Below are 26,294 nucleotides of genomic sequence, written 5' to 3'. Positions count from 1 at the left end.
CAGCAGCAACAACAGCCGGGGCGTGACACGCACAGCGTGTCACGCCCCGGCTGCCATTAATTCTTCGTCACCGCCAACCCACTCACCACCACTTCCGTGTTGTGCCCAAAGCGAAGCCCGTACACACCATCGTACGACTTGAGCTTGCCGGCCCCAACCGCTTCCGCCTTGTCATAACCCGCCACCACCACGCCATTGATCGCGCACTCCACGCGATCACCCTTCACCGACACGGCAATCTCCTGTGTCACGGGCTGCCCCTTGGCCGTGGCCTTGTGCACCGCATCGCTGGCGCCGCCGCGGCCACCGTTCAGACGAAACGCCGCGGGCCCAAAGCCGCGCACGATGAACGTACCGCTGCCGTACGCCGCGCAGTACAACAAGCTCTGCCCATCGGTGCCGAGATCATTGCCGCCAATCATGATGCCATACGGATGCGGGTGATCGTTCAAGTTCTGGTACTGCGGCTCCGTAAAGGTGGCCTTCACCGTGTAGTTCCCCGACGCCTTGTTGGCGGGATTCCAATACGTCGTGGCCGGCCCCGTGGTCACATGAAAACCCTTGCCCTCAGCGGCGAACTTGGCGCTGGCAATCGTGAGGCCAGCCTTCTCCTCGCTGGCGTCGATCTTCCCCGCCCATCCCGCAACGGAAATGCCGCCACCGGCCACGGTGCGCGAAACTTCCGCGGGCTGCGCCTGCGACTGCGCGCGCGCCGGCACCAAGAGGGCCACGGCGGAAAGAGCGACACCAGCGACAGTGGCACGAGCGAAACGATGCATCGAGAAACCCCCTAGTAGGTGATTGTACATCCCTGATGATGATGAGGGCGAGGACATGTCGCTAGTGTGTCCGAAAAACGACAACGCCCCATCGTCCGAAGACGATGGGGCGTTGTTCCGTCAGCGATCGACGTTTCCGCTACAGTTCTGCCGCGTCAGCAGCAGGAACGGACTTTGGCCGACCGGGCCGCGAAAAGTGATGTCGCGGTTCGGGTGGCCGAGCGCGGACTTCCAGCAGGTTTTCGTAGTAAGCAATGATGCGCGCCTTGACCGAGGCTTCTTTGTCTCCATCAGCCATTTCGAACGGCGCGTAGCGTTGCTGGTCCCTAGAAACAGCGAACCACCACCACCATCCTGCCGGTGCAGCCGTGCGGCGCTCCACCGTGCATTCGTACGTGCGGCCGTCGTGGTCGAACGTGAATCCCTGCTTCATCAACTGATCTCCGCGGGAAGTTCGAGACGTCACTTAGGAAATCTTGGTGACGTTCTCAGCGGCGGGACCCTTCTGCCCCTGGACCACGTCGAATTCCACGCGCTCGCCTTCGCCGAGCGACTTGAAACCCGTGCCCTGAATGGCCGAGTGGTGCACAAAGCAATCCTTGCTGCCGTCTTCCGGCGTGATGAAGCCAAAACCCTTCGCATCGTTGAACCACTTGACCGTGCCTGTCGTACGCATTGCAAAACTCCTGGTGTGTTAAAAAAGTCCTCGGAGTCCGGCCAAGCCGTACGTCCGCTGACGCCTGATCAAAGACAAAGGGCCTCGCGCAAGAGCGAGGCCCCTGTGATCAGTCGGGCCGGCGCGCCCTATGCGCGCTTAGCCTGTCCATAAGTATGTGGTATGGCCGCGGAAAAAGCGAATGTTCGCAACCCCCTAAATGAAGGGCCTTGCCGCAATGCACCGTAACTCCATACATAGCAATCAGTTAGCCTCAATCGCGCGCTCCGTCGTCGCAACCGCGTACAGCTTCCCCGACTCATCCGTCAACGCCGTGCTGACGATCATCACGGGAATTGTCGCACCACTCTTCGTCAACCGCTCGGTGCGATACGGCTGCAACACCGTCGCGCGGCTCAACTGCATGAGCTTCTCGAGCGCACCCGAGCGCTGCGACTCCGGAATGCGATCGTTCACATCCATCTGCAACGCTTCGGCTTCGCTCCATCCATACAACGCGACCGCGCCTGGGTTCCACGCGATCATGCGCCCAGTCAGATCCTGCACCGTAATGGCATCGTGCGCATCGCGCACCACCACCGCGAGTCGCATGAGTTCATTGGCCTTGGCCAGCGCCTCGCGCACCTTGGTCATCTCCGTGATGTCGAGGAAACTGATCACGGCGCCTTCAATGACATTGTCGAGCGTGCGGTACGGTTGAATGCGCATCGTGTACCGGCGCCCGTCAACGGTGGCGACTTCGGCCTCGCGCGGCACTAACGTTTCGAGTACCGCGCGCGCGTCATCGGCGAGACGGTTAACCCCAACGAGATTCGACGCGATGTGCGACACCGGCCGCCCCACATCACTCGGCATGAGATTCGTGATGGCACTCGCCGCCGGCGTAAACCGTAAGATGCGCAACTGGTGATCCACGAATACCGTGCCGATGCCGGTGCCGCCGAGCAGGTTGTTCATGTCGTTGTTCGAGCGCGAGAGGTCCGTGACCTTCGTCTGCAACTCGACGTTCACCGTTGACAACTCTTCGTTCACCGACTGCAACTCCTCGCGCGAGGTTTCCATTTCCTCGTTCGTGGACTGCAACTCTTCGTTGACCGACTGCATTTCTTCGTTGGCGCTGCGCAGTTCTTCGGTGGAACTCTGCAACTCTTCGTTGGCGGCCAGGAGGTACTCTTCCTTGTATCGCAGTTCCTGCTTGAGCGCCGCTATGCGTGCGTCGCTGTCACCGTGCCCCTCGATTGGGCCAGCGGGTTCGACCGCGGGCGGCGTGGGCGCCTCGTCGAGCACCACCAAGAACAATGAGTCGCCGCTGCCAGGATGGGCCGTGACGGCCACGACAGGGCACACGGTCAAATTCACGAGCGTGTGATGACCGTTTGTTTTCACGCGCAACCCAAAGTGTCGCGTAATTTCGCGCGTGGTCACTGCATGGTGGAGGGCGGCGGACAGGACGTGACGCAATCCGTCGCGCGCCATCTTGAGGATGTTGCTGACGCCGGCCTCGCCAGGACTTGGCTCCAGATACATTCCCGTGCGGCCATGCAAGTACAGGATGTCGCCCCACTCATTGACGAGCGCAGCGGCTGGTGCCACCTGCTGTAGCAACACGCGCTCGGCGAGTTCCCGCAGCGATGGTTTTCCAGGCGGATGCAGAACGGAAACGCCGCTCGCCGGGAGTGAGGGGGAGACCGGAGACAGACTCTGGCTGAAGGTGGGCGCAGGCGCGCCGGCGACCGTCTCGAGCCGCCGAAACATTTTGGCCTTGCGATCCACTGGGGCGAACAGATTCTCGAACTCGCCAACCCCTTCGCTCGAGCCGAGAAAGAGCAGGCTCCCCGGCTTGAGCGCGTAGTAGAAGATCGGCATAAGCCGCTTCTGCAAATCCGAGTTCAAATAGATGAGCAGGTTGCGGCAGCAGAGCAGGTCGAGCCTGGAGAAGGGCGGATCCTTGATGAGATCCTGCTCCGAGAAGACCATCATGTCGCGGATGGACTTATTGATGCGATAGGTGCCCTGGTCCGCGTCCGTCGTAAAAAATCGCGCGAGCCGTTCCGGCGACACGTCGGCGGCGATATTGGCCGGATACACGCCCGCGCGGGCAATATTGATGGCGCGCCCGTCGATATCGGTCGCGAACAGCTGCACCGGTCGGCTGATCTTCTCCGACTCCATGTGCTCGGCGAGCAAGATCGCCACGGAGTACGCTTCTTCGCCGGTGGAACAGCCCGCGCACCAGACACGAATGACGGCGCCCGGTGACGACTGCTTGAAGATCGCGGGAATTCCTTCTTTCTCGAGCACCCGGAATGCGTCGGCGTCGCGAAAGAAATTCGTCACGCCAATGAGCAGGTCGCGAAAGAGCGCCTCAACTTCGTGGGGCGTTTGCTGCAAGTATTTGGCATACTCTTCCGCCGATTCAATCTGATGCACGCTCATGCGGCGTTCGATGCGACGGTTCACGGTGTTCGGCTTGTATTGCGAAAAATCGTGGCCTGTGTGTGCGCGCAACAGCACGAAAATTCGTTTGATCGTTGAATCCGAGAGGGCGCCGAGCGCGCCCGTCATCGGCTCAAGGCGCCCGAACGCACGATTGACGTAGCCCATCAACTTGGCGGGCATATCCGTCGGCGCGAGTTGATGATCCACCATGCCGGTCGCAATGGCGCTCCGTGGCATGCCGTCGAAGGCCGCGGTCTCTGGCGTTTGGGCAAGCACCATGCCGCCCGCGCCCTTGATGGCACGCACGCCAAGCGCGCCGTCGCTGCCTGTGCCGGAGAGCACGATACCGATGGCAAAGCGGCGTTGGTCGTCCGCGAGGGAGCGGAAGAAGAAATCGATTGGCAGCCGCTGGTGGCGCGGTTCGACGGGGTCGAGCAGTTGGAGGCGTCCGTTGAGGAACGCCATGTCGCGTCCGGGCGGAATGATGTACGCGCAGTCGGGGCGCACCGCCATGCCGTCTTGGACTTCAAACACCTGCATCCGGGTGTAGCGCCGAATGATTTCCGTGAGCAAACTCTTGTGATCGGGCGCGAGATGCTGCACGAGCACGAACGCCATGCCGGTGTCTACGTCGGCCGGCATGCTGGCAAAGAATGCCTCAAATGCGGCGAGCCCTCCGGCCGACGCGCCGACACCCACCACCGGAAAGCCTGGGGACGTCGGCGCGAGTGCGGCGCGCGCCGCGGCGGCGCTGGCCGCGAGTTGCGCGAGTGACGATTCAGTGAGGGCGGTGTTGTCCATCGCGGTGTCGGCCACGACCGGCGTCGCTGGCGTCGCTGGCGTTTCGTGCACCGGGGTCGCGCCCCGCTTCCCGCTCTTTTTCTTGCTGGGCATGTTGCGTCGGCGGTCGAAGAGAATATGCTACGCGCCGGCCGGCCGCGGTGGGCAGGCGGGTGAACGCCCACCAAGCGCGCGCAATGGCGCGCTATGAGCGGTCGAGTTCGGCGCGCACGGTTGCTCGAATCTCTTGCAACCTAAACGGTTTGGCCACGAACGGGCCTTCCGGAGGCAGTCCGTAGCGTTCGATCATGTCGTCGGCGCGGTACGCGGACATAAACACGCACTTGAGCGAGGGGCGCGTGGCCTGCAAGGTGCGCATCAAATCTAGGCCGTTCATTCCGGGCATGACCACATCGGTCAGGAGCAGATCGAGTCGCGGCTCGGCGGCCGCGAAGCGGACAGCATCGGCCGGGCTCCGAGCGGCGATCACGCAGTATCCCTCCTCTTCCAGCACACGCTGCGCAAAGAGCAGGAGTCCCGCGTCGTCCTCGACGAGCAAAATCGTCTCCTGACCACGCGACCCGTGCCGAGGGGTTTCCGCATCGGCTTCCGCAACGGGTTGGGGGAATTCCACTAGATCTTTTCCGTAGCGCGGCAGATAGATGTCGAAGGCGGCGCCCCTTCCTCGTTCGCTGTGCACGGTGATGAATCCGTGCATCTGGTGCACCGCTCCGTACACGGCGGCGAGGCCGATCCCTGTGCCTTTGCCTACGCCCTTGGTGGTGAAGAACGGCTCGAAGATGTGCGGGAGTACCTCTTGGGAAATGCCGGATCCGTCGTCGCGCACCGTCAGGCGCACATAGTCGCCAGGAACCGCCTCGGGCTTGGCGACGTGCCCTGCCTCGCCAATGATTTCGTTGCTGGTGGTCACCACGACCGAGCCCGAATCACCGATCGCGTCACGGGCATTCAAACAAAGGTTTGTGAGGATGTGGTCGAGTTGGATTGCGTCGGCGAGCACCGGCCACAAATCCGCGGCCGGCGCAAACTCGAGATGCACGTTCTCGCCGATGACGCGCCGCAGCATTTCAAGCGAGCCGTTCACGACGTCGTTCACGTTTAACGCGCGCGACTCCAAGCGTTGTTTTCGCGCGAAGGCGAGGAGCGATCTCGTGAGGTCGGCCGAGCGAGAGCCAGCGGCGTGAATCTCGAGGAGCCCCGCGCGCCGCGGTGAATCTGCGGTCTCATGCGCGAGGGCAAGTTCTGTCTGACCGAGGATGACGGCCAGCATGTTATTGAAGTCGTGCGCGATTCCGCCGGCCAGCTGCCCCACCGACTCCATTTTTTTTGCGACTGCCGCACTTGCTCTTCGAGTACGAGGCGTTCGGTGAGATCCTGTTTGACGGCAATAAAATGTGTGATGGCGCCTTGCAGGCCGATCAGCGGCGTGATTGTCTCCGCTTCGGTGTAATGGGTGCCATCTTTGCGCCGGTTGACGAGCTCGCCGCGCCAGGTTTCGCCGCGGAGAATCGTGGACCAGAGATTCTGGTAGAATCCGGGTCCCTGTGCACCGGAGTTGATCAGTTCGCGGAACGTCTTGCCGACGGTTTCCTCAGGCGAATATCCGCTCATCGCCCCGAAGGATGCGTTGGTCCACACGATCACGCCCTTCGCGTCGGTGATGACAATGCCGTTCGCTGCCGCCGAGAGGGCGGCGCTGTGCAGGCGGATGGCGGCATCGGCTTGGCGCGCGGCCGTCACGTCGTGCAGCGAGGCCAGCATGGCGGGGATACCGTCGAATACGACCGACGTTTGCTGCACCTCCACGTTCAGATTGCTGCCGTCGAGTTGCTGAAAGACGAGTTCGAGCAGCAACGCATCAATGCCCTCGGCGGAGACTTTGCGCATGCGCCCGCTCGACAGCTCGCGGTACTCCGGATGCACCCGATCCAATATGGGGGTGCCGACCAGCTGGCTCGCGGACGTTGCTCCGAAGAGGCGCACGGCGGCGGCATTCACGTACACGATCACGCCGTCGCGGTGCACAATCAGCGGCTCATACGACCACTCCACGAGCCCGTGATAGCGCGCTTCGCCCTGGCGCAGTTGCTCCGTGGCTCGCTTCCGCGCGGTGAGATCGGTGTACACCACCACGCAGTTGTAGGCGGGGAGGCGGAGCGGAGCGGCGCGGCACTGACCTCTGCCCAGGTAATGGCGCCGTGAGCCCCGACGAGCCCCACTTCCACGTTCCGCACCGCGCGCTGTTCTTGCACGGCCCGTGCGGCAGGAAACTCTTCTGGCGGCATGGGGGTGCCGTCGGCGCGCAGGTAGTTCGGCGAGACAAAATGCCCGGTTTTGAGCTGAACCGGCGGAGCACCCAGCATCCGCTCGAATGCTGGGTTGTACGACGACATGGTGTTATCGGGGTGCACAATCGCAATGCCGACCGGAGCGAGTTCGACCAAACTCTGCAGCTTTTCTTCGCTCGCATGGTGCGCGGACTCTGCCTTGATGCGCGCGGTGATATCGGTGATCGACAGGAGGCAAACCTTGGCGCCGTCGGTGGTTGGGGCGAGACTCGCCGCGATATGCACCCACAGCGTAGTCCCGTCGCGCTTATCTGCCCGCACGTCAACGGGTGGGGTGCTACCGAGCGAGACTAAGCGCTGGCGTAGCAGAAAGAATGTGTCGCGATCGCGTGGATCGAGGTAGCGCGAGAATGCCGTACCCACTATGGCTGAGCGGGTGGCGCCCAGCATGGTTCCGGCGAGCAGATTCGCGTGCACGACGAGTCCCGATTCCGCCACCGTGACGTAGCCGACCGGCGCAAAATCATAGAGATCCACAAACTGCGCACGCGACTCTTGGAGAGCGGCCTGCGCCACACGCAGTTCCTCATTCTGCATCTCGAGCTCAATCTGGTGCACACGCAGTTCGTGCAAGGCGCGCTTCACCACATCGGCCGCAGGGGAGAGTTCGGTTGGAAGGCGATCTGCAATCGATGCCAGTTCGGCAAACCGCGCTTCGGCGGCCGCGCGGAGGGGAGAACCAAGCGTGCTGGCTTCCGCCGTGTCAGGCGTAGGCGTTGCCGGCACCGGGGGGAGCTCGTTTGCGAGCGGCGCGGAACGTTTTTTCGGAGGCACTAAGGGCTCGTCCTTCGATACGGCCAAATGCAGTCACAATCGAGTGAGTGGAATACATAACTCATTGGAGTGGTTCTCGTGATAGGGCAAAATGTCCGTCCCGGCAGTCAGGTTATCCCTGCAGGGGAACCTGGCTTTCTACTGGACGGCGGGCCGCTGCGGCATATGTTGCCAGTTGCGCTTCTTCCATAGAGAGAACCCATGGTCAGCATTCGTTTTCCGGCGGTGCTCGTCGGCCTTGCTCTGCTCCTCCCCGCACCGCGGCTCGTGGCACAGGGCAGCTTTCCGTCCGCTTCGGTGGACTCGGTTTTTTCGGTATACAATCGCACGGATCGGCCGGGGTGCGCGGTGGGGGTGTACCGCAATGGCCGCGTGGTGTACTCCCACGGTTATGGCATGGCAGAGCTCAACCAAGGGATCGCCATAACTCCCAAGACGGTGTTTTACATCGCCTCGACGTCCAAGCAGTTCACGGCGGCGAGTGTGATGCTACTCGCCACGCAGGGCAAGCTGTCGCTCGACGATCCCGTGCGGAAGTACGTTCCCGAACTTCCCGCCTATGCAGACGGCGTCACGCTGCGCCACCTCGTGCATCACCTCAGTGGCATCCGCGACTACCTCGGGCTCTGGGCGATATCGGGCCGCTTGGGGGGCGACGAAATCCCCGAAGAACAAGCGCTCGATCTAATTGTGCGCCAGAAGGGGCTCGACTTTACGCCGGGGAGCCACTGGGCGTATAGCAACTCCAATTATTTCTTGCTCTCGGTGATCGTGCGGCGCGTGACTGGTGAGTCGCTGCGCGACTATGCCAATCACAGCCTGTTTGAGCCGCTCGGCATGCGCGACACGCACTTTCACGACGACCGCACGATGATCGTGCCGCGCCGCGCCGAAGGGTATGAGCCCAATGGCACCGGCGGATATCGCATTGTGCGAACGAGTTTCGCACTGGTGGGCGACGGCGGTCTTCACACGACGGTCGAAGACTTGGCCAAGTGGGATGAAAACTTTTTCAATACGACGGTGGGCGGCGGCGCGTCGTTTGTGCAGCGCCTATATACCCGTGGGGTGCTGAGCAGCGGCGACACCACGGAGTACGCGGCAGGCCTTTTCATAAAGCCGTACCTCGGGCTACCAACGGTGAGTCACGGTGGATCGTTCATTGGATTCCGAGCGGAGCTGCTCCGGTTTCCGTCGGCGCACACGTCCGTCGGCATTCTGTGCAACGATTACACGGCCGACCCCTCGGCGATGGCGCTGGCGGTGGCGAATGTGGTGCTGCGGGATGCGTTTGCGAGGAGCGCGGCGCCGAGTGCGACGGCTCAGAGCGGTGCGGGGGCAAGCGCTCAGGCCGCGCAACGCCCGAGCGACCGCTTTGTGGGACGCTTTGAGTTCCTTCCCGGCGTGGCCGCGAGCATCGAACGAGCCGGTAACGGCCTCAGCATGAAGGCGATGGGGCGCGACTGGCCGCTCGCGGCGCTCAACGACTCGACGTATTCCGCTGATGGATTACCGGGCACGCTCGCGTTTCGCAGGCTCGCCGATGGACGCACGGGGCTGATGGCGTCCGCGACGATGGATGCGCCGGCCGCACCGTTGTTACCCGCACCGGTGCTCTCGGCGGCTGACCGTGCGCGATTGGTTGGTTCGTATTTCAGTGAGGAGTTGCAGGCGACGTACGTCGTGAAAGAGCGCGATGGGCAGCTGATGGTGCGCGGCGGCTACGGCGATTGGATGTCGATGGAGCCGTTTCAACCGGATCAGTTCTCGACTGGGCAGGCCAAGGCGACGGTGTTGCGCGATAAATCCGGAAGAGTGACGGCGCTCGTACTCGACGCGTCGCGGATGAAAAACATTCAATTGGTGAGGGTACGTTGATGCGCCGGTTCCTGATTACCGTGCCTCTGCTGGTAGTACTGGCTGCGCCGTCCGCGCTCGAGGCGCAGGCGGTGGACTGCTCCACGCTGAACGCTCCAGCAGCCGACCACGCCAACATGGATCACGCGGCGCATCAGGCGCTCATGCAACAGTGCGCCGTGCCGGAAAAACTTCCGACGCGGCCAGGGCAGGCAGCGTTCGGCGCGATCTCAGAGATTGTTGGATTACTCAAGGCCGATCCCAAGACGGATTGGTCGAAGGTCAACATTGAGGCGCTACGGCAGCATTTGATTGACATGGACGAGGTGACGATGCGTTCTCGCGTGGCGCAGCGCTCCGTCCCCGGCGGATTTGAAGCCGATGTCACGGGGAACGCCAAGACGATGGGGGCGATTCGCCGGATGCTGGGCACGCATACCAAGATGTTGAGCCAAGGGATGCCGTATCGCGCCACGGCCACGGAGATCAAGGGTGGCGCGCGGATGGTTGTGGTGGCGACGGATGCCAACGACGCGGCGCAGGTGGCGCGGATTCGCGGCCTTGGGTTTATGGGGATGATGACGGAAGGGGATCACCACGTGCGGCATCACCTCGCGTTGGCGCGCGGGGATGCGGACGCGCATAAGCACTAGGGCGCGCGCCGCGGGCGGAACGGGAGGGGTTCGTCTACAAAAGTCCGGTAGTCGGCCGTGAGCTCCTCCCCCGCCCTGATGCGCCGGAGCGCGCGAAAGCGGCCGTCCTCGCCCGCCTCGAGGTTGGGGCGGTCGGCGTGATTCACGTACCAGCCCACTGAGAGCATGTTGAGCGTGGGCGGCACGCCAATCTGGCTGCCGGAGACCATGCCGAAGTCCTCGTAGAGGGCGCGAATGGCCTTGGGCATCCGCCGTACGGCGGCCCGCGACCGCCACACCACGCGCTCGCTCTCGCCGTGGAAGACGAGCGTCCCGGCTGGAATCGCGCGAATGGCGCGCACGCCCACGCCGTGGATACGCGAGGGCCCGATGCGGGCGTAGACGCCGTCGTGCGGCGCGCTGGTCTTCATGTGGCCTGCCTCTGAGGGTGGTGGAGCTGAGGGCAAGATAACGCGCCTGGTGTCGCCGACCACCACCGGCGGCGGCACCGCCGGCCGACTTGCGGCCCGCTTGCGGCCGGCTTGTGGCCGGCTTGTGGCCGGCTTGTGGCCGGCTTGTGGCCCGCGCCGGATTTTCGCTGGCAAAACGCCTGCTCTTCTGTTCAATTGCAGTCGCGCGGGAACCGCGCGGTGGTATCGCGGTGGTATCGCGGTGGTATCGATGTTTGCGCGGCCCATCCGCGCGTCCTGCTTGTGCCTGTTTGTGCCTGCGCGGCCAATCCGCGCATCCTTATTGTGCCTGCGCGGCCCAACGGCTCGCGTTCATCCCGAGACATGTCATGACACGATTCAAGAATAAGATTCTCTTCGTCGGCTACGGCGCCGTGGCCGAATGCGCGCTGCCGATTCTCTTCAAGCACATCAAGGTCGCGCCCGAGAACGTCACGGTCATGGACTTTGAGGATCGCGCCGACAAGCTCAAGAAATGGACCGCCAAGGGCGTCCACTGGGTGCGCGACCGCGTGACCAAAAAGAATATGGGCTCGCTCCTCGCCTCGTATGTGGGCGCAGGCGATGTGGTGATTGACCTCGCGTGGAACATTGACGCCTGCGAAATCCTCGACTGGTGCCACACGCACGGCGTGCTCTACATCAACACCTCCACCGAACTGTGGGACCCCTACGCCGCTGGCCCCAAGCAGCATCCCACCGAGAAGACGCTCTATTGGCGGCACATGAACGTCCGCCGTATGATGGCCAAGTGGAAAACCAAGGGCCCGACGGCCGTGCTCGAACACGGCGCGAACCCGGGACTGATCTCGCACTTCACCAAGCAGGGGCTCCTCGACATTGCCACCGCCTCGCTGGCCGATAAGAAGTTCAAGGGCAAAAAAGCCGAACTCATTGGCGAACTCGCGCAGACGCAGGCGTGGAACCACCTCGCGCACCAACTCGGCGTGAAGGTCATCCACTGCTCCGAGCGCGACACGCAAATTTCGAACAAGCCCAAGCTCGTGGACGAGTTCGTGAATACGTGGAGCATCGAAGGCTTCCGCGAGGAAGGACAGACCACTTCCGAAATGGGTTGGGGCACGCACGAGAAGGAACTGCCCGCGCACGCCTTCAAGCACAAGGAAGGCCCCAAGAATCAGATCTGCCTCGCGCGTATGGGCATGGATGTGTGGGTCCGCACCTGGGTGCCGAACTACACCATCCGCGGGATGGTCGTGCGTCACGGCGAAGCGTTCACCATCTCCGATCATCTCACGGTGTGGGAGAAGGGGAAAGCCGTGTACCGCCCGACGGTGCACTACGCCTACTGCCCCACCGACGCGGCCATTGCCTCGCTCAACGAAATGCGCGGCTACGACTACAAGCTGAACGACAATCAGCGCATCATGAATGACGAAATCACCAGCGGCTCCGACATCCTCGGCGCCCTGCTGATGGGCCACCCGTATCAGTCGTGGTGGACGGGCAGTGATTTGAGCATTGAAGAATCGCGCCGCTTGGTGCCGCACCAGAATGCGACCACCATGCAGGTCGCCATTTCCGTAGTGGCCGCCACCTCGTGGATGATCGAGAATCCGGATATGGGCGTGGTGGTGCCGGACGACCTGCCGCACGAGTACATCCTCGGCATTGCCAAGCCGTACCTCGGTAAGTTCATCTCGACGCCGTCGGATTGGACACCGCTCAAGAACTACCAGAATCCGTTCCCGGGGTACAACAAACCGGACATGGACAAGAAAGACCCGTGGCAGTTCAAGAACTTCCTCATGAAGGACGGCGAATGATTTCGAAGGCTCGGCTGCAGAAACTGGCTGAGGAGCACGGCACGCCGCTGCTCGTGATTGACCACGACGAGCTGCGGAAAAACTTCCAGATGTTTCGGAAGTACCTGCCGCGCGTGCAACCGTATTTTGCCGTCAAGGCAGGGGCGGATCCGGCGATCGTGCGCACGCTCTTTGAAGAAGGGGCGAGCTTTGACGTGGCGTCGATGCCCGAGTTCAAAGTTGTGTACGAGAAGATCAAACATTTGCCGGCGCGCGAGCGTCAGCAGTGGATCTGGGACAAGATCATCTACGCCAACCCGATCAAGCCGGTTGAGACGCTGCGGGAGCTCAACAAGTACAAGCCGCTCGTGACGTTCGACAACCTTGACGAAATCGAGAAGATCAAGGAGCACGCGCCCAAGGCTGGGCTCGTGTTGCGGCTCAAGGTGTCGAACACGGGCGCGATGGTTGAGCTGTCGTCAAAGTTCGGCGCGTCGCCCGGCGAGGCGGTGGATTTGATTCTCGAAGCCGACCGACGCGGGCTCGTGGTGGAGGGGATCAGCTTTCACGTGGGCAGCCAGACGACGAACTTCCAGAACTACGTCGAGGCGCTGAACCTCACCGCGGACATTTACGCGGAAGCCAAGGCTCGCGGCTACACCAAGATGAACCTGGTGGACATTGGCGGCGGCTTCCCCGCTCCGTACGACAAGACGGTGCGTCCCTTCCGCGAACTTGCGCGACTCATCAACTCCGAGATCAAGCGCCTGTTCCCAAAGAACATTGAGATTCTCGCTGAGCCAGGTCGTTTTTTTGTGGCGACAGCGGGCTACTCGGTGTCGAAGATTATTGGCCGCGCCATTCGCGACGGCAAGCCGTCCTACTATTTGGATGACGGCGTGTATCACACGTATTCCGGTCAGGTCTTTGACCACTGCATGTATCCCGTGAAAGCGTTCAAACGCGGCAAGGCGCAACTGTCGGCGGTCTTTGGGCCCACGTGCGACGCCTTTGACGTGATTTCTCAGGCAGAGTATTTGCCGGCGCTCAATCGAGATGACTTGGTGTATAGCGAAAAGATTGGCGCGTACACCTACGCATCGGCGACGACATTCAACGGATTTTCGCCGGCAAAGGTGGTGCACGTAAACGAGTAGCCTTGTTGGGTGGCGACGACTGCATGGCAAAGAGAACGGTCCCTGAGCAATCGCTCGGGGACCGTTCTCTTTTTGCGCGCGCGGGCACACCGCTCTCGACTTACGACGGGTACCACTCCCACAGGAAGTAGTCCTGCTCGTACCAGTGATTGGCGAGCGTGGCAATGCGCTTAAAACCAGCACGTTCGAGGACGGACTTCGATTCCACGTTCTCCACCCGCGAGTCGCACCAGATTTTGTGCGCGTGTCGAGCCGGGAGTGTGCTCGCCAGCGCGGCGAGGAGTGCTGCGCCCACGCCTTGGCCGCGCGCACTGGCGTCGGTGCCAAACCAGGAGAGCCAAATGGTGCCGTCGTCAAAGCGGCTCACGCAGAACCCGATGATCTCGGCGCCGCGCCGGGCCACGAGCACGGCCTGTGGCTCGGCGGCCGCGAGTGTGCGCAATGTGTCGGCGGTGTATTTGATGAGCTCGGCGCGGATGGCGCGCGCGTTGTAGTACGAGAGCGGCTCGATAGTGCGGCGCATGAGGGACGCGAGGGCGTCACACTCGTGCGGAGCGACGGGGGTGATGGTGAGCGCTGTCACCATGGCGCGCGACACTGCTCGTCCGAGCGCCCCGGCACGCGCACCCACTCGTATCCGGCGCGTCGGGTTTCTTTACCGTCCGCGACTTGCGCCGACACATCGCGGCGCTCAAAGCATGGCCCGAATGCATCGGAGGCGGGCACCAGTGTTTGTGTGCCGGCGATGATAATGTTTTGAAACATGGCCGCCGCCTCTGCGCCGGCTTCGCGCACGACGATCTCGATCCACGCCGCATGATCAAACGCGGTGCCACTCGCTCGACGCACGAACAGCTCCTGCATCACCGCGTCGAGGTTGCGCACGCCGCGGGAATGTGCTCGGATCCGTGAGTCGAGGTCGGCGAAATAGAGGCTGCTGCGCACATACGGCATGTGCCGGACAGTGTTGTCGGTAAAACCGACGCGCGTGATGGAATCCGCCGAGAAGTTACGAGCGGAGCCGTCGTAGTACTCGCGGAAGGCGCGATTGATGTCCTTGCCGTAATCGTCCACCGAGGTGAAGCCGCCGCGCATCGGCAATAGTCTCGTGTAGTACGTGTTCAAACCCTCGCTGAACCAGCTGGAAATGCCGTCCGGTGCTCTGACCGCGCCCACAAAGAGATGGCCCATCTCGTGAGTAAAGGTCTCACGGGGTGACAGCCCCTGCGGCGCCGCACCCGGCTGCCGCGCTGCCGCGCCACCCATAAAGGATGCGCCGAGTGCCGTACCGCCCTGTGCGCCGACGCGCACGAAGACGCGGTAACTCGGCAGCGGATTCAAATAGTGGTAGCTCTTGCCGAGGTATTCGTACATGGTAGCCGTCCAACGCATTTCCGGTTCCGGGTCCCACGCCGGTGTGCCGAGCCATACCGCACTAAAGCCCTCGGCGCCGCTCTTTGCTGGGTATTTGCCCAAGGGGCCCGCCATGATCCATCCCTGCCGTACGCCGTCGGCGGGGCCATCGAGTTGCACGTCGCCGTCACCGAAAGAGGTGACGCCGCTGGAGCCCGCCGCGAGGTCACTGAGATCCCAATGCACGCGCGTGGTGACGCGCGCCGGTGTTTCGGGAAGCACTAAGAAGCCGGAGCCGGCACCACTCACGCCGCCGGCGGTGGCAAACAAACCAAAGGGCGGTTCGCGGAGCGCTTTGTCGGGCGCGAGCGACCGGTACGTCATCGTGAGAGGGAAACGCACCGCTCGTTCCGCACGCCAGTGACGATAGAACGGAAAGCCTCCGGCATTCGGCGCGTCGTTCTCAATGCGAAAGGGCACGGTGCCAAGGGCGTCTTTGACCTCGAAGTTTCGCACGCGCTCAGCAATGCCCGCAACGCCGGCATACGTGATAGGCGCGTTTAAGCTGAACGCCTGAGCGACGGAGTCCGATTGTATCTGCACAACGGTACGCACTTCGATGGCCGTGACCTCGGCGCCACCGTCGCGCACCGGTTTCCAGACGTGCTCCACGGTACCGACGACGGCGCCGGTCGTGCGCGGGCGCCGCTGGGCTGGCGCGGAGGCGGAGAGTAGCGCGAGTAGCGCGAGGAGCGCCAACGGGGCGATGCGGCGGTACTGCGGGTGCTGGCTCATGCGAGCGATACTCCTCAACGAGAAACGGAGACTCGGTGCGTTCTGTTGTCCACCGCACGGGCTCGGCGCCCGCGCCGTCGGAGGCTGCCTACGGCTGCACTCCGCGCGACAACGTCCCCTGCAGCAACTTCCCGACATCGCGCTTGAGTGCGGCCTGTGCTGCGGGGTCTGTATAGATAGCATGTCCACCCGCATACACGCGGGTCACCACACGATCACGAATCGATGCATCCAGGTGGTTCACCACCCAATCATTGGCTGCGTAGGCGCACATCAAGTCGTAGTAGCCGCATACGGAGAGCACGCGGAGATCATGATCGGCGAGGAGCGCGGCTCGCAGTGGCTCAACCGTTGTGGTGGACGGCGTGGCGCCTCTGCCGGAGCCTGGGCGGCTGGCGGTTGAATCGGCGCCCCCTCGCCCTCCGGCTGCGGACTCTCGACGGGCGCCCCATCGCATCGACATCCAGTCACCACGAAACGTGGTCGGCGCAGGGTATCCCCCGCCCCACGGCCCCTGATACAACAAATCGCTCTTATATCCCAGCTCGTTCCGCAGGTACCGAATGACTGCCACGTCGCTCAGCAAGTTACTGAGACTCGGATCCTCTTTGGGATCGTACGGTCGAGGTGTGGTATCGAGCACGGAGGTCAGTCGCGTGTCGTATCGTCCTACGTAGCGGCCTTCTCGCCGCAACAGTTGGTCGTCGATCTGCGACATACCAATGCCGAGCGCTGGCACGTCAAACGTTCGGGCGTCAAGACCGGTAAAGCGCGACAGCTGCGCGAGGAGTGCGGAGCGCTGCGATGCGGTCAGGCTGTCGCGACGCGCGAGCGCTGGCGCGTACTCCTGCTCGGCGAAGGTGCCTGCCAGCCGCAGCGTATTTTCGAGATTGCCCATCAAATCCGGCGCGAGCTTCTTGTGATAAAACGCTGCCGCTGTCAGCGTCGGCAGAGAGAGCGCGGTCGCCATCGTCGCAGGCAGCGGTCCGAGCGGCAGCGCGAGCGAGATCAGGGTAATGCCCTTCAGCTTGACGCCACGCCGCGTGAGTGCTTCCGACACGCCCGCCGCGCGCGTCACCCCGTAGGATTCTCCGGCGAGGAAGAGCGGCGAATCCCACGCATCGAAGCGATTGCGATACGTGCGAATGAACTCGGCGATCGACTCATTGTCGCCGCGTGTTTGATAAAACTCGGCAGCGTACTCTGGCTTGGTTGGACGGCTATACCCCGTGCCAACGGGATCCACAAACACGAGGTCAGTTTGATCGATCCAGGTGCCCGGATTATCCTCGACGACCGACGTTTGCTGCTCAGGGCGAGACGCATCGCCCACTCGGCGAATGCGACGCGGCCCGAAGCCGAGCAAGTGGACGAGCCCGGCATTTGAACCAGGGCCGCCGTTCCACGCAAAGGTGAGCGGCCTCGCGGGCTGCCCAGCGACACGATCAACCGTGTACGCGACAAAGAAGATGTTGGCGTGCACATCGCCCGCGTCGTTGTCGATAATCGGGAGCCGCCCCGCGCGCGTGGTATAGGCGATGGTGCGCCCTCCCACTTTCACCTGATGATGCGTTGTCACAACGGCGTTGTCCTGCGCACCGCTCACTGATGTCGCGGCAAGAGCCGCAAGCCCTACGCGTACCGAGCGACGCGCGAGTCTCTGGAACGTCTGAATCATGCGACGATGCTCCTTTTGATCACGTTCAACACGACGAGCGCGGTCAGAGCCGCGTGACGGCGTCGATGAACCGGGTGAGTTCGTTACTCGTGTTGTAGAAGTGAGGCGACACACGCATCAGTCCACCGCGCGCCTCTACATAGATGCCTTCTTTGGCAAGGCGGTCGCGCCCTACAACTGGATCCGCCCCTGGGAGCGCGAAGCTGACGATGCCGGCCCGTGCGTCCAGCGGTGTGATCACGCGAAATCCGCGATTCGATAAATCGACGGCAAGTTCCCCAGTCAATGTCCGTACGCGCCGATGCACGGTTTCCCAGCCGACGACGGTTTCGAGATACGACAAACACGCAGCGAGCGCGTAGAGACCCGGATAGTTCACGTGACTGTAGTGGAGATCGCTCGACGGTGATTCGTTATTGTACCCGCGAATACCGGGCGTCAGCTCCGCGCGCACGCGATCGCGCACGACGAGCACGGCGAGACCGAAACCTGACAGCAGCCATTTAAATACCGACGCGCAGTACACGTCCGTTTCGCCAAGATCGACGGGAACAGCCCCAAGCGCCTGAATGCCGTCCACCACCAGCATGGCGCCTACGGCATGGCACGCCGCTGAAAGACGCACGAGATCGAGGCGCGTGCCTGTCACCCAATGCACGTGCGATACCGCGACGACACGCGTCGCTGGCGTGAGCGCATCCAAGATGGCCGCTAGGCGTTCTTCCTCGGAGTGGACGACAACGGGACAGAGCGTCGCGCCCGCGCGGCCTGCGCTTTCGCATGCGAGCGCCACGGAAGGAAATTCATCCGCCGTCCAGACCACTTCGTCGCCCGGCAGCCAGCGCACCGCACCGACAACCAGATTCAGCGCCTCAGTGGTGCTGCCGGCAAAACGGATCTCATCGGGTTGCACCGAAAGATGCCGAGCGAGACGCTCGCGCACGGCCGCTGCGGAGGTCTGCCAGACGGGCATGCCGTTCATGCCGCGTGACTTCGCCATATCATAAAACGCCGCGGCGGCGGTTCCTTGCCCCTGCCACGAGAGCCCCGCGGACGCCGTGTTGAGATAGACGCATTCGTCGACGTACGGAAAGTCGCGGCGCAAACGACGGGCCTCGTCGGACAGAACGGATGTTTCGGGTGGTGTCATGAGAGCGCTTTCCGCGCGAGTGTGTACGCCAACGCCGTGGAGATTCTCGCTGGCACCTTATTTTCCCGTCACCAATGCTCGCACGTCGGCCGCGAAAACTTTGAGGGCGCTTTCGTTGGTGTAGGCCATATGACCGCCCTCATAGTACGAGATGCGAACGCGAGTCGCGGGCCACCCGGATTGCGCGATCAGGTATTCGGCGGCGCCGGTGGTCGTCTTCATATCGTAGATCCCGGAACCCACCACCACGCGGAAGTTTGGATTCGCGTTCATGACTTCGGTAATCGAGGCGGTGTACGGAAAATCCGAGAAGGGCGATCCCGCGGGTGCATACGCCCACCCATTGCGATCGGACACTTCGGCCGGAAACTGACGACGCCGATACTCATCGGGGCGGTCAACTTTCAGCTCGTCCCGAAAATAGCGCAACATTGCTGCGTAGGCTGCCGATGCGAGCACCGCATCCGGCTCCGGCCCCTTCACCGGTCCCACGTATCGCGCGTCATCGGAGCCGAGTTTGAGCCCTTGTTGCTTGAGCAACTCATTTTGAAACGTTGGCCGCGTGATGCGCAGATTGTTCGCCAGGAAGTACGAGGCAGGAATCGCGGTGAATGATTCGAGCCGTTCCGCGATCCGCGACCGCTCCCGCTCGGATAGGGCCGCATTGCCCTTAAAGAGCGCGGTCAGATACTCGCCGTTCGCAAACTGCGCGGCCTCGGCCATCACCTGATACACCGTGCGCCCTTTGCGATCCACTTTATTGTGGTACCACGCGGTGGCAGCCACGGAGGGCAGGCCGACAACTGGGGCGAGGATGTTGTAGGGACGCGTGTTGATCTCGAGCTGATTCGCGGCTTGTCCCATGAGAAACACGCCGTCGAGGATGATCGGCGCTGGAAGGTGCAGCAACTGCCGCGCCGTTTCCGGAACGCGAATGGTAGCGTAGCTCTCGCCGAGGACATACTTCGGCGACGCCATGCGGTGATGTTCGCGGAGCCAACGATCGATGAACGCCGCAAACTGCTGGGCGTCGTCATCCGTTGTGTAGTACGACTCTGGCTTCACGCCGTCCATCACGCGGCTCCACCCTGTGCTGGCCGGATCGAAGAACACAATATCGGCGACATCGAGCACCGCATATCCGTTATCGACCAGCGTAAATGACGCCGCAGCTGCCGTCAGATCAGATGGGATCGCAAGTCGGCGTGGCCCCATCGCGAGCATATGCAATGGATTCGACGGACCAATCGGACCGCCGTTGCACACAAAGAGCACCGGGCGCGCGGGCGCGCTGCTGCCGTCTGCCGTGTAGGCGGTGCTCACGATGCGCGCGCCTGGAGCGCCAGCGGCGTTGGGAACGACCGTCTCCTGCACTGTCGCAGTGTACGCCACCTTCTTTCCGTTGAACACGCCCTCCCGATGCGTAACGACTGGGGCGTGCACGGGCGCCGCGACGACTGGAGTGCCCTGCGCGTACAGGCTTCGGTTGGCCGCTGCGGTGACCAAGAGCACCGAGACGATGGCGGAGCACATGGTGCGGCGACCGCACAGCGAACCGTTAGATGAACGGACGGACATAGTAATTCTCGGAAGGGCGTTCGCCGTGCTCAACCTGCAACACAATATTAGTGTCTTCGTGGGATCCCGCCGGACGCACTCGATGCACGCTCCACCCGCAAACGCTGCCTCGTGGTGTCACTACCCGCGATAAGCGTGAGCGTGTACTCCCCCGGAGGGGCTAACGAAGGACTCGGCGCGCCCTCATTTCCGGAGCCGAGCCACGATCGTCCGCTGGGAGTATTGAAGTAGGAGAATCCCACGATATCAAACACACGGAGCACCCGCTTGGGATCTGCTCCGTTGACGACCAACGGGCTTGTGAAGGGGCCCTGGATGCCTCTCGGTCCTTGTGGACCACCTTCCGCCGGGCGTGGGCAGAACAGTTCTTGCGGCGTCGACGGCCGCTCGCATCCGGTTGAGGCGCCGCCGACACTCGCCCCACGTCCGCCGCGCGCTCCTCGACCACCGGCAGAGGTGCCGCTGAACCGCGCGCTCGCGATCAGTTCACTGGCTCGCGTGAGTGAGACCGGATCATACCCTGCCTTCCGGAGGGAGTCGAGAACGACCGGCACTCGAACGGCACGCAAGACACTATCGCGGCGCATCGAGGCTGACAGCGGAGCGGGAGCCGACGCGGGTGCGGGAATCAGATAGTCCCACACTACAGAACGGACGCCTGCTCCGTCGCCTGGGCCGCGAAGCGTCGTCAGCACGTCGCCGGCGGCGTTTGCCACACTAATGGAGACGACTCCGCTTGGGACGGCTGCCGCGAGACGATAGGTGATGCGCGCGCCGTATGGCGGACTGATGGTCTCGAACGTCGCGTTCCCCTCTGCGTTGCCGCGCGTGGCGGGCTCCGACCACTGCAGCGCCGAGCGTGGGGAAAAGAGATACGACTGCGCGGTGCGCGCACGGGCATCGCGATCTTCGAGCGGCGCAATATCTACCACCCAGATGCTACGCCCGTGGGTCGCCGCCACCAGTTCGTGGTCGCGTGCGTGGATCTGCAAATCAAACACTGGGACGGACGGGAGCCCAGTCATGAAACGTCCCCACGTTGCTCCGCCGTCGACCGACACAAAGACGCCGATCGACGAACCGACGAAGAGCAGACTCGCGTTGTGCGGATCCTCACGCACCACATGCAAATAGTCGGCGGGCCCGTCAGCGGGCAGTCCGCTGGAGATGCGACGGAAGGTGCGGCCACCATCGTGCGTGGCATACAGGTATGGTTTTCCATCGTTGACGCGATGGTTGTCGAACACGACATAGAACGTCAGCGTGTCGGCATGCGAAGGCTCGATGCTTGCCACATACGGCTCCGTAGCCGGCAGGCCCGGAAAACGATCGGAGAGATCTTCCCACTTCGCGCCGTCATCGTGCGTCACCCAGACGTTGCCGTCATCTGTCCCCGCGTACAGCAGGCCGGCTTTAATTGGTGACTCCGCGAGCGCGACCGTGTATCCAAACGACTCCGTGTACGTCGTCTCGAGGTTCACGCCGCCGGTGAGATGCTGCGACGTGTCAATTTTGGCGTAGAGTTTCTTGGTGAGGTCTGGCGAGATGGGCGTCATATGCTCTCCGCCCTGCGTCGACTTGAGCACCCGACTTCCGCCCCAGTAGACGACTCCCTGCTTGTGCGCCGATACCACGAGTCCCGCATCCCAGCCAAAGCGGATGTCGAGGTCAAGCGAATCCTGATGCTGCTTGGCGCGTAGCGCGGCGATCGCGGCAACCACCGTTGGCGCGGCAGGAGTCAACGGATTACCACGCACCGTAGCAATGGAATCCTCCCACGTTTGATAGCGGGCTTCCCAGTGCGGGCGACGCACCGTCATCCCTTCGCTCGTGTTCAGATTCAGGCGCGTGATCAACGCGCTGCTCGACTCCGTGAACCAGAGCGATGGATTGAACGGATCTGGAATGGCGTAGGCCATGTCCCCGCCTTGCACCAACGACCAGTCCGCGTTCGTGGTTGTGCCGCCCTTTCGGCGACTCGGCCCACAGTGCACGCCATTGTCCTGACCGCCCGCACACACGTTGTACGGAATCGCATTGTCGAGCCCAACATGATAGAACTGGCTCAGCGGCAGATTCATTGGGGAGAGGAACGTCCCCCCTTTATCGAACGTGATGGAGAAGCCACCGTCCCCAGCGATCGCCCATCGCTCGGGGTCACTGGGGTCAATCCAGATGCCGTGCGTATCGGAATGCACGCCTTCCGAGGCCAACCGGGAGGTTCTACCGCCATCGGTTGAGAGCTGCAGCGGACTCGACGAAAAATAGATGCGGTCACTGTCGCGCGGATCGACGCGGACCTGCGAGTAGTAAAATGGCCGATCGTTGTAGTCGCTCGTCTTGGTCCAGGTCCGCCCCGCGTCGGCCGAACGATACAAGCCGCTGTTCGGCGCGTGATACTCAGGCACGTACGACTTGTCTGTGGTCGGCCGGCCCGCCTCTGTGAGCGCGTACACGACGTCGGGGTTGCTCGGCGCCAGTGCGAGTCCGATGCGCCCCTTTACCCCAGTGGGGAATCCGGAGCCGACGATCTCCGTCCACGTGCGGCCACCATCGACGGTTTTCCAGAGACCCGACCCTGGGCCACCACTCTCCAGGGAGTAGGCCGTACGGCGTACCTGCCAGCTCGCCGCGTACAGCACCTCTGGATTGCGGGGATCCATGACGACATCGACAAAGCCCGTGCGGTCGTCAATGAACTTGCTGAGGACCCACGTTTTTCCGCCGTCGGTGGTCTTGTAGAGTCCGCGTTCCGCATTGCGGCCATACAGGGCGCCGAGTGCCGCCACATACACAATGTTGGGATCTCGCGGATGCACCACGATGCGCCCAATTCGTTCCGATTTATTCAGGCCCATCAGGCGCCAGGTCGCGCCACCGTCTGATGACTTGAAGACGCCACCGCCCGGCTCTGATGGATAGCGCACGTTCGGTTCACCCGACCCAGCCCACACGGTCTGCGTGTCGGATGGTGCGATGGCGAGCGCGCCCATGGATGCGATGCGTTTGTCGTCGAAGACAGGGCGCCAAGTGATCCCATTGTTGCCCGATTTCCACACGCCGCCTGCTGCCGCGGCAATGAAAAACGTTTTGGAAGGCCCTGGAATGCCCACCACGTCGGCCAGCCGCCCGCTACTCAGGGCCGGACCGATCGTGCGCCAGCGAGCGGCGGCGATCACGAGCGAGTCGGCGACTTGCGCGGGCGCCGTGGCGCTAGCGCAGGCCACCGCGATGACCACCGCTAGGCACTGCCCCCGCCGATAGTTCACGGCGCGGGCGTGGCCGAAAGTGCCTGCATGCTACGACTCATACGCTGCCCCCTGACAAGCCAATACACACAGCCGATTGCGAACCAAGCGCCCAGAATCCCGTACGGGCGCCAGTCGGCTTCGATTCCCGCCACGATAATTCCAAGGCCGCAGACGATCCCTGCACCAGACCACAATTTTACGGCGCGCGCACTCAGTGCGAATTTCGCACGGGCGTGCAGCGCAGGATGATGATTCACTAACCGCCACGCAGACCAGCAGTTGCTGACGTACTTCAGCGTGGTAGGAATACTGATGGCTAAGAAAAGGAACACGAGTCCCGACGGCAGCGCCAGCCCAGCCACGCCGAGTGCGAAAACGGCGAACACGGCAACGTGCGGCGTGCCCCACTTCGGATGCACGCGAGCAAAGGCGCCTGGGAGCACCCCGTCACGCCCCATCGCAAAGAGAAACCGGGTAAAAGTCAAGAACACGGCGTTGATGGAAGTGCTGATGGACGCGACGGCCGCGATGAGCATCAGCGGTGTATTCCACGCACCGAGGAAATGCTTGCCCGCGTCGAACAGCGGAGCATCGCTCGCGCCGAGCGCCGGAGCGCCGAGCACACCGAGGGCCACACTCGAGACCAACAGGTAGACGACAATCGTGATGCCGACGGCCACTGCGAGTCCCCGTGCGATGACGGCGGGACCGTTCTTGATTTCTTCACCAACCTCTGTCGCGCCCTCGATGCCCATGTAGAGCGACACAAGCAGCGGGAGTGACATGAACACGCCACCCAGCCCATGACCAACGACCGGGTGAAAGTTCACAGAACTCACAGAGGACATTCCCACAAAAGCAAAGATCGCGAACGCCGTGAGTTTGACCACCACGAGCACCCGCTCCACACCGGCGGCGACCTTCACGCCAACGAGATTCGCGAGCGTGAAGACCACGAGCAACGCGAACATCGCCGGCTTCTGCGGAAGCGGATACACGCGTCCGACGTAACTCACGAGCACGAGTGTGAGCACCGTCAGCGCGCCCGTGTTCCCGATGACGCGCAACCACGCCACCATAAATCCTACAAACGGATGGATAAACTGCGCGGGCCAATCAAACGATGCGCCCGAGCGAGGAACCGTCGATCCCATAAAGGCGTAGACAACAGCAAAAATCACCATCGGCACCGCGGCCACGGCCAAGGCCAACAACATACCGCTCCCGGCCAACTGCGCGGCCGGTGCCATAATCGAGAATATCGAAACACCAACGGCGGACCCGACGCCAAAGGAGATGACATCGACCATCGTCAGCCCCTGCGTCAATGTCGACGCAGGAACTGCGGTAGCTTTGGAGCTCATGCGGCGGTCCGCGTGTCGAGGGTCATGGGAGTCGGTCCGTGCAGTACGACGAGTTGGCACCGAGCACCACATTGGGGTTCGTCGCCTCGAGGCTGCTGATCTGCAGATTGGCCTCGCTCACGTACTGCGCCGACGTCTTGAAGTAGACACCGGTCGGAAACACCGCATCGTGGGTACGCCCATACTGGCGCATCAAACGGCGCAGGTCGCCGAGCCGCGTGCCGCGACCAAACGTCCAGAACGCTTTTTCGCGGAAGAATAGCGTGGCGGCGAGCGCCGCCGAGGCCGGCACGGCGAGCGGCGCCATCGCCGCAGGCGTGTACGTGGGCGACAACGCCGGTGGCGTCAATCGCAACGTATTGAGAATGGCCGTCATTCCGGCGAGATCGCTCGCGTTCAGCGCCGCCTCGGCTTCGATCAAACGCGCATCCAAGCCAGAGACAATGTTGATCGCGTCCGACCGACCCCAGATCGATTGCCCGACCAGGTTGGTGGATCCGTCATTCCCGCGTCCAAGCGGCGAGGTGCCCAGCGTCGTGCCGGTGACCTTCACCCGCGGATCGCCCGACGACGCAAACGGAAGCGCGTTACCAATAACGCCAGACGCGTCCATGCTGTCGCCGACCGTAAACCGCTTGAGATTGTTATTGATGTTCCACACACCGTTGTCGCCGGTCGCGAGCGCGAACGTGTTTTGATATGCAAACGAAGTGGCAACGCCTGCCACCGCCGTTGCGGCATTACTAAAGCGACCCATATCCACCAGAATGCGCCCCTTCGTGATTTTGGCAGCACTCAGGAGCGCTGCGGTCGTGGCGTCCGTGGCCGTGAACAACGCCATCGCCGAATCGACATGCGCCGCCGCAATCGTGAACACCTGCTGGTTCGAGAGCGGCGTGCCGTAGACGATGGCCCCGTTCTGAATAGTGGTGAGCGGCGTGCCGTTGCAGAAGTACTCGGCGAGCTGCATCTCAGCAAAACCCTTGACGAGATACATCTGGCCGATGCCCCACGCGGGGTTCGGCATATAGGTCCGAAGCGCGGTGATGGCTTCGTTGGACCGTGCAATCGCCACATACAGACTGGCGTAGTTGGCCTGGAGGTCGACGTCAGTATTGAACACCAATCCAATATCGAACTCCCCGCTCTGCTGGCGGGCATCAGCGGTCTTCCACACATCGGTGGCGAGATCGCTGAATGTCCAGACTTGTCCAGCGCCCGTGATGTTATTGAAGGCACCGAGCGCACCAACGCGCAGCGCGTCGGCGGCGGCGGCGTTATTGATACTCGCCGGCGTGACCGTGCCGACGATGTTCGCCGTCAGCAGGTCGTGTTGCAACTTGTCGCACGCGGTCGAGCCGAGCAAGACGGCCGCCGCGGTGACGACAGAGCGGATACGCACGTAAATGGGCGTCATCGTTAGGAA

Annotated in this window: 20 protein-coding genes; 4 read left to right on the top strand and 16 right to left on the bottom strand. The window is 62.6% G+C overall.

The window, feature by feature from the left end; all coding sequences use genetic code 11:
- Nucleotides 1-56 precede the first annotated feature (56 nt).
- The 7 genes from NTZ43_02395 to NTZ43_02365 form a co-directional block, all read right to left on the bottom strand.
- The gene (locus NTZ43_02395) at nt 57-779 is read right to left on the bottom strand and encodes a hypothetical protein (protein MCX5766061.1); all 723 of its coding nucleotides are present in this window, start codon (nt 777-779) and stop codon (nt 57-59) included.
- 139 nt (nt 780-918) lie between these two features.
- The gene (locus NTZ43_02390) at nt 919-1,212 is read right to left on the bottom strand and encodes a hypothetical protein (protein ID MCX5766060.1); all 294 of its coding nucleotides are present in this window, start codon (nt 1,210-1,212) and stop codon (nt 919-921) included.
- A 33-nt stretch (nt 1,213-1,245) separates the two neighbouring features.
- A complete protein-coding gene (locus tag NTZ43_02385; protein ID MCX5766059.1) occupies nt 1,246-1,455 on the bottom strand; it encodes a cold-shock protein in 210 nt (69 codons plus the stop codon).
- A gap of 243 nt (nt 1,456-1,698) precedes the next feature.
- Nucleotides 1,699-4,788 (bottom strand): PAS domain-containing protein, encoded by a 3,090-nt coding sequence (locus tag NTZ43_02380; GenBank protein MCX5766058.1) that lies wholly within the window; start codon nt 4,786-4,788, stop codon nt 1,699-1,701.
- A gap of 91 nt (nt 4,789-4,879) precedes the next feature.
- Entirely contained in the window at nt 4,880-5,791 is a 912-nt protein-coding gene (locus NTZ43_02375; GenBank protein MCX5766057.1) for an ATP-binding protein, read from the bottom strand.
- Between the two features lie 2 nt (nt 5,792-5,793).
- Entirely contained in the window at nt 5,794-6,747 is a 954-nt protein-coding gene (locus tag NTZ43_02370) for a PAS domain S-box protein (protein ID MCX5766056.1), read from the bottom strand.
- A complete protein-coding gene (locus NTZ43_02365; GenBank protein ID MCX5766055.1) occupies nt 6,723-7,817 on the bottom strand; it encodes a PAS domain-containing protein in 1,095 nt (364 codons plus the stop codon). The genes NTZ43_02370 and NTZ43_02365 overlap by 25 nt, the downstream gene beginning before the upstream one ends.
- A gap of 201 nt (nt 7,818-8,018) precedes the next feature.
- On the opposite strand from NTZ43_02365, the gene NTZ43_02360 reads away from it, so the two are divergent.
- Both NTZ43_02360 and NTZ43_02355 read left to right on the top strand, forming a co-directional pair.
- On the top strand, nt 8,019-9,695 hold the full coding sequence (locus NTZ43_02360; GenBank protein MCX5766054.1) for a serine hydrolase: 1,677 nt from the start codon (nt 8,019-8,021) through the stop codon (nt 9,693-9,695).
- Entirely contained in the window at nt 9,695-10,327 is a 633-nt protein-coding gene (locus NTZ43_02355; protein ID MCX5766053.1) for a hypothetical protein, read from the top strand. Before NTZ43_02360 ends, NTZ43_02355 begins: the two co-directional genes overlap by 1 nt.
- Here NTZ43_02355 and NTZ43_02350 read toward each other — a convergent pair.
- The gene (locus NTZ43_02350; GenBank protein MCX5766052.1) at nt 10,324-10,737 is read right to left on the bottom strand and encodes an SET domain-containing protein; all 414 of its coding nucleotides are present in this window, start codon (nt 10,735-10,737) and stop codon (nt 10,324-10,326) included. The two genes, NTZ43_02355 and NTZ43_02350, sit on opposite strands and share 4 nt — an antisense overlap.
- A 368-nt stretch (nt 10,738-11,105) precedes the next feature.
- Between NTZ43_02350 and NTZ43_02345 the strand changes: the two genes are divergently transcribed.
- Nucleotides 11,106-12,563 (top strand): saccharopine dehydrogenase NADP-binding domain-containing protein, encoded by a 1,458-nt coding sequence (locus NTZ43_02345; GenBank protein MCX5766051.1) that lies wholly within the window; start codon nt 11,106-11,108, stop codon nt 12,561-12,563.
- Nucleotides 12,560-13,699: a type III PLP-dependent enzyme gene (locus tag NTZ43_02340; GenBank protein MCX5766050.1), complete on the top strand. Its 1,140-nt coding sequence runs from the start codon at nt 12,560-12,562 to the stop codon at nt 13,697-13,699. Before NTZ43_02345 ends, NTZ43_02340 begins: the two co-directional genes overlap by 4 nt.
- Before the next feature lie 100 nt (nt 13,700-13,799).
- Here NTZ43_02340 and NTZ43_02335 read toward each other — a convergent pair whose 3' ends face one another.
- The 8 genes from NTZ43_02335 to NTZ43_02300 form a co-directional block, all read right to left on the bottom strand.
- Nucleotides 13,800-14,297, bottom strand: a complete 498-nt coding sequence (locus NTZ43_02335) for a GNAT family N-acetyltransferase (GenBank protein MCX5766049.1) — start codon at nt 14,295-14,297, stop codon at nt 13,800-13,802.
- Nucleotides 14,279-15,847: a hypothetical protein gene (locus tag NTZ43_02330; GenBank protein MCX5766048.1), complete on the bottom strand. Its 1,569-nt coding sequence runs from the start codon at nt 15,845-15,847 to the stop codon at nt 14,279-14,281. The genes NTZ43_02335 and NTZ43_02330 overlap by 19 nt, the downstream gene beginning before the upstream one ends.
- An 88-nt stretch (nt 15,848-15,935) precedes the next feature.
- Entirely contained in the window at nt 15,936-17,525 is a 1,590-nt protein-coding gene (locus tag NTZ43_02325) for a hypothetical protein (protein MCX5766047.1), read from the bottom strand.
- 43 nt (nt 17,526-17,568) lie between these two features.
- Nucleotides 17,569-18,675, bottom strand: a complete 1,107-nt coding sequence (locus tag NTZ43_02320; protein MCX5766046.1) for an aminotransferase class V-fold PLP-dependent enzyme — start codon at nt 18,673-18,675, stop codon at nt 17,569-17,571.
- Between the two features lie 57 nt (nt 18,676-18,732).
- Nucleotides 18,733-20,253 (bottom strand): peptidase S10, encoded by a 1,521-nt coding sequence (locus NTZ43_02315; GenBank protein MCX5766045.1) that lies wholly within the window; start codon nt 20,251-20,253, stop codon nt 18,733-18,735.
- 47 nt (nt 20,254-20,300) lie between these two features.
- On the bottom strand, nt 20,301-23,522 hold the full coding sequence (locus NTZ43_02310) for a hypothetical protein (protein ID MCX5766044.1): 3,222 nt from the start codon (nt 23,520-23,522) through the stop codon (nt 20,301-20,303).
- On the bottom strand, nt 23,519-24,868 hold the full coding sequence (locus tag NTZ43_02305; GenBank protein ID MCX5766043.1) for an amino acid permease: 1,350 nt from the start codon (nt 24,866-24,868) through the stop codon (nt 23,519-23,521). Before NTZ43_02305 ends, NTZ43_02310 begins: the two co-directional genes overlap by 4 nt.
- Before the next feature lie 22 nt (nt 24,869-24,890).
- Nucleotides 24,891-26,285, bottom strand: coding sequence for a hypothetical protein (locus NTZ43_02300; protein ID MCX5766042.1), 1,395 nt, complete (start codon nt 26,283-26,285; stop codon nt 24,891-24,893).
- Between the last annotated feature and the right edge of the window lie 9 nt (nt 26,286-26,294).

It is taken from the genome of Gemmatimonadota bacterium, assembly GCA_026387915.1.
Lineage (GTDB): Bacteria > Gemmatimonadota > Gemmatimonadetes > Gemmatimonadales > Gemmatimonadaceae > Fen-1231.
The sequence above is the reverse complement of the archived record's forward strand: the minus strand, read 5'-3'. Positions and strand labels throughout refer to the sequence as shown.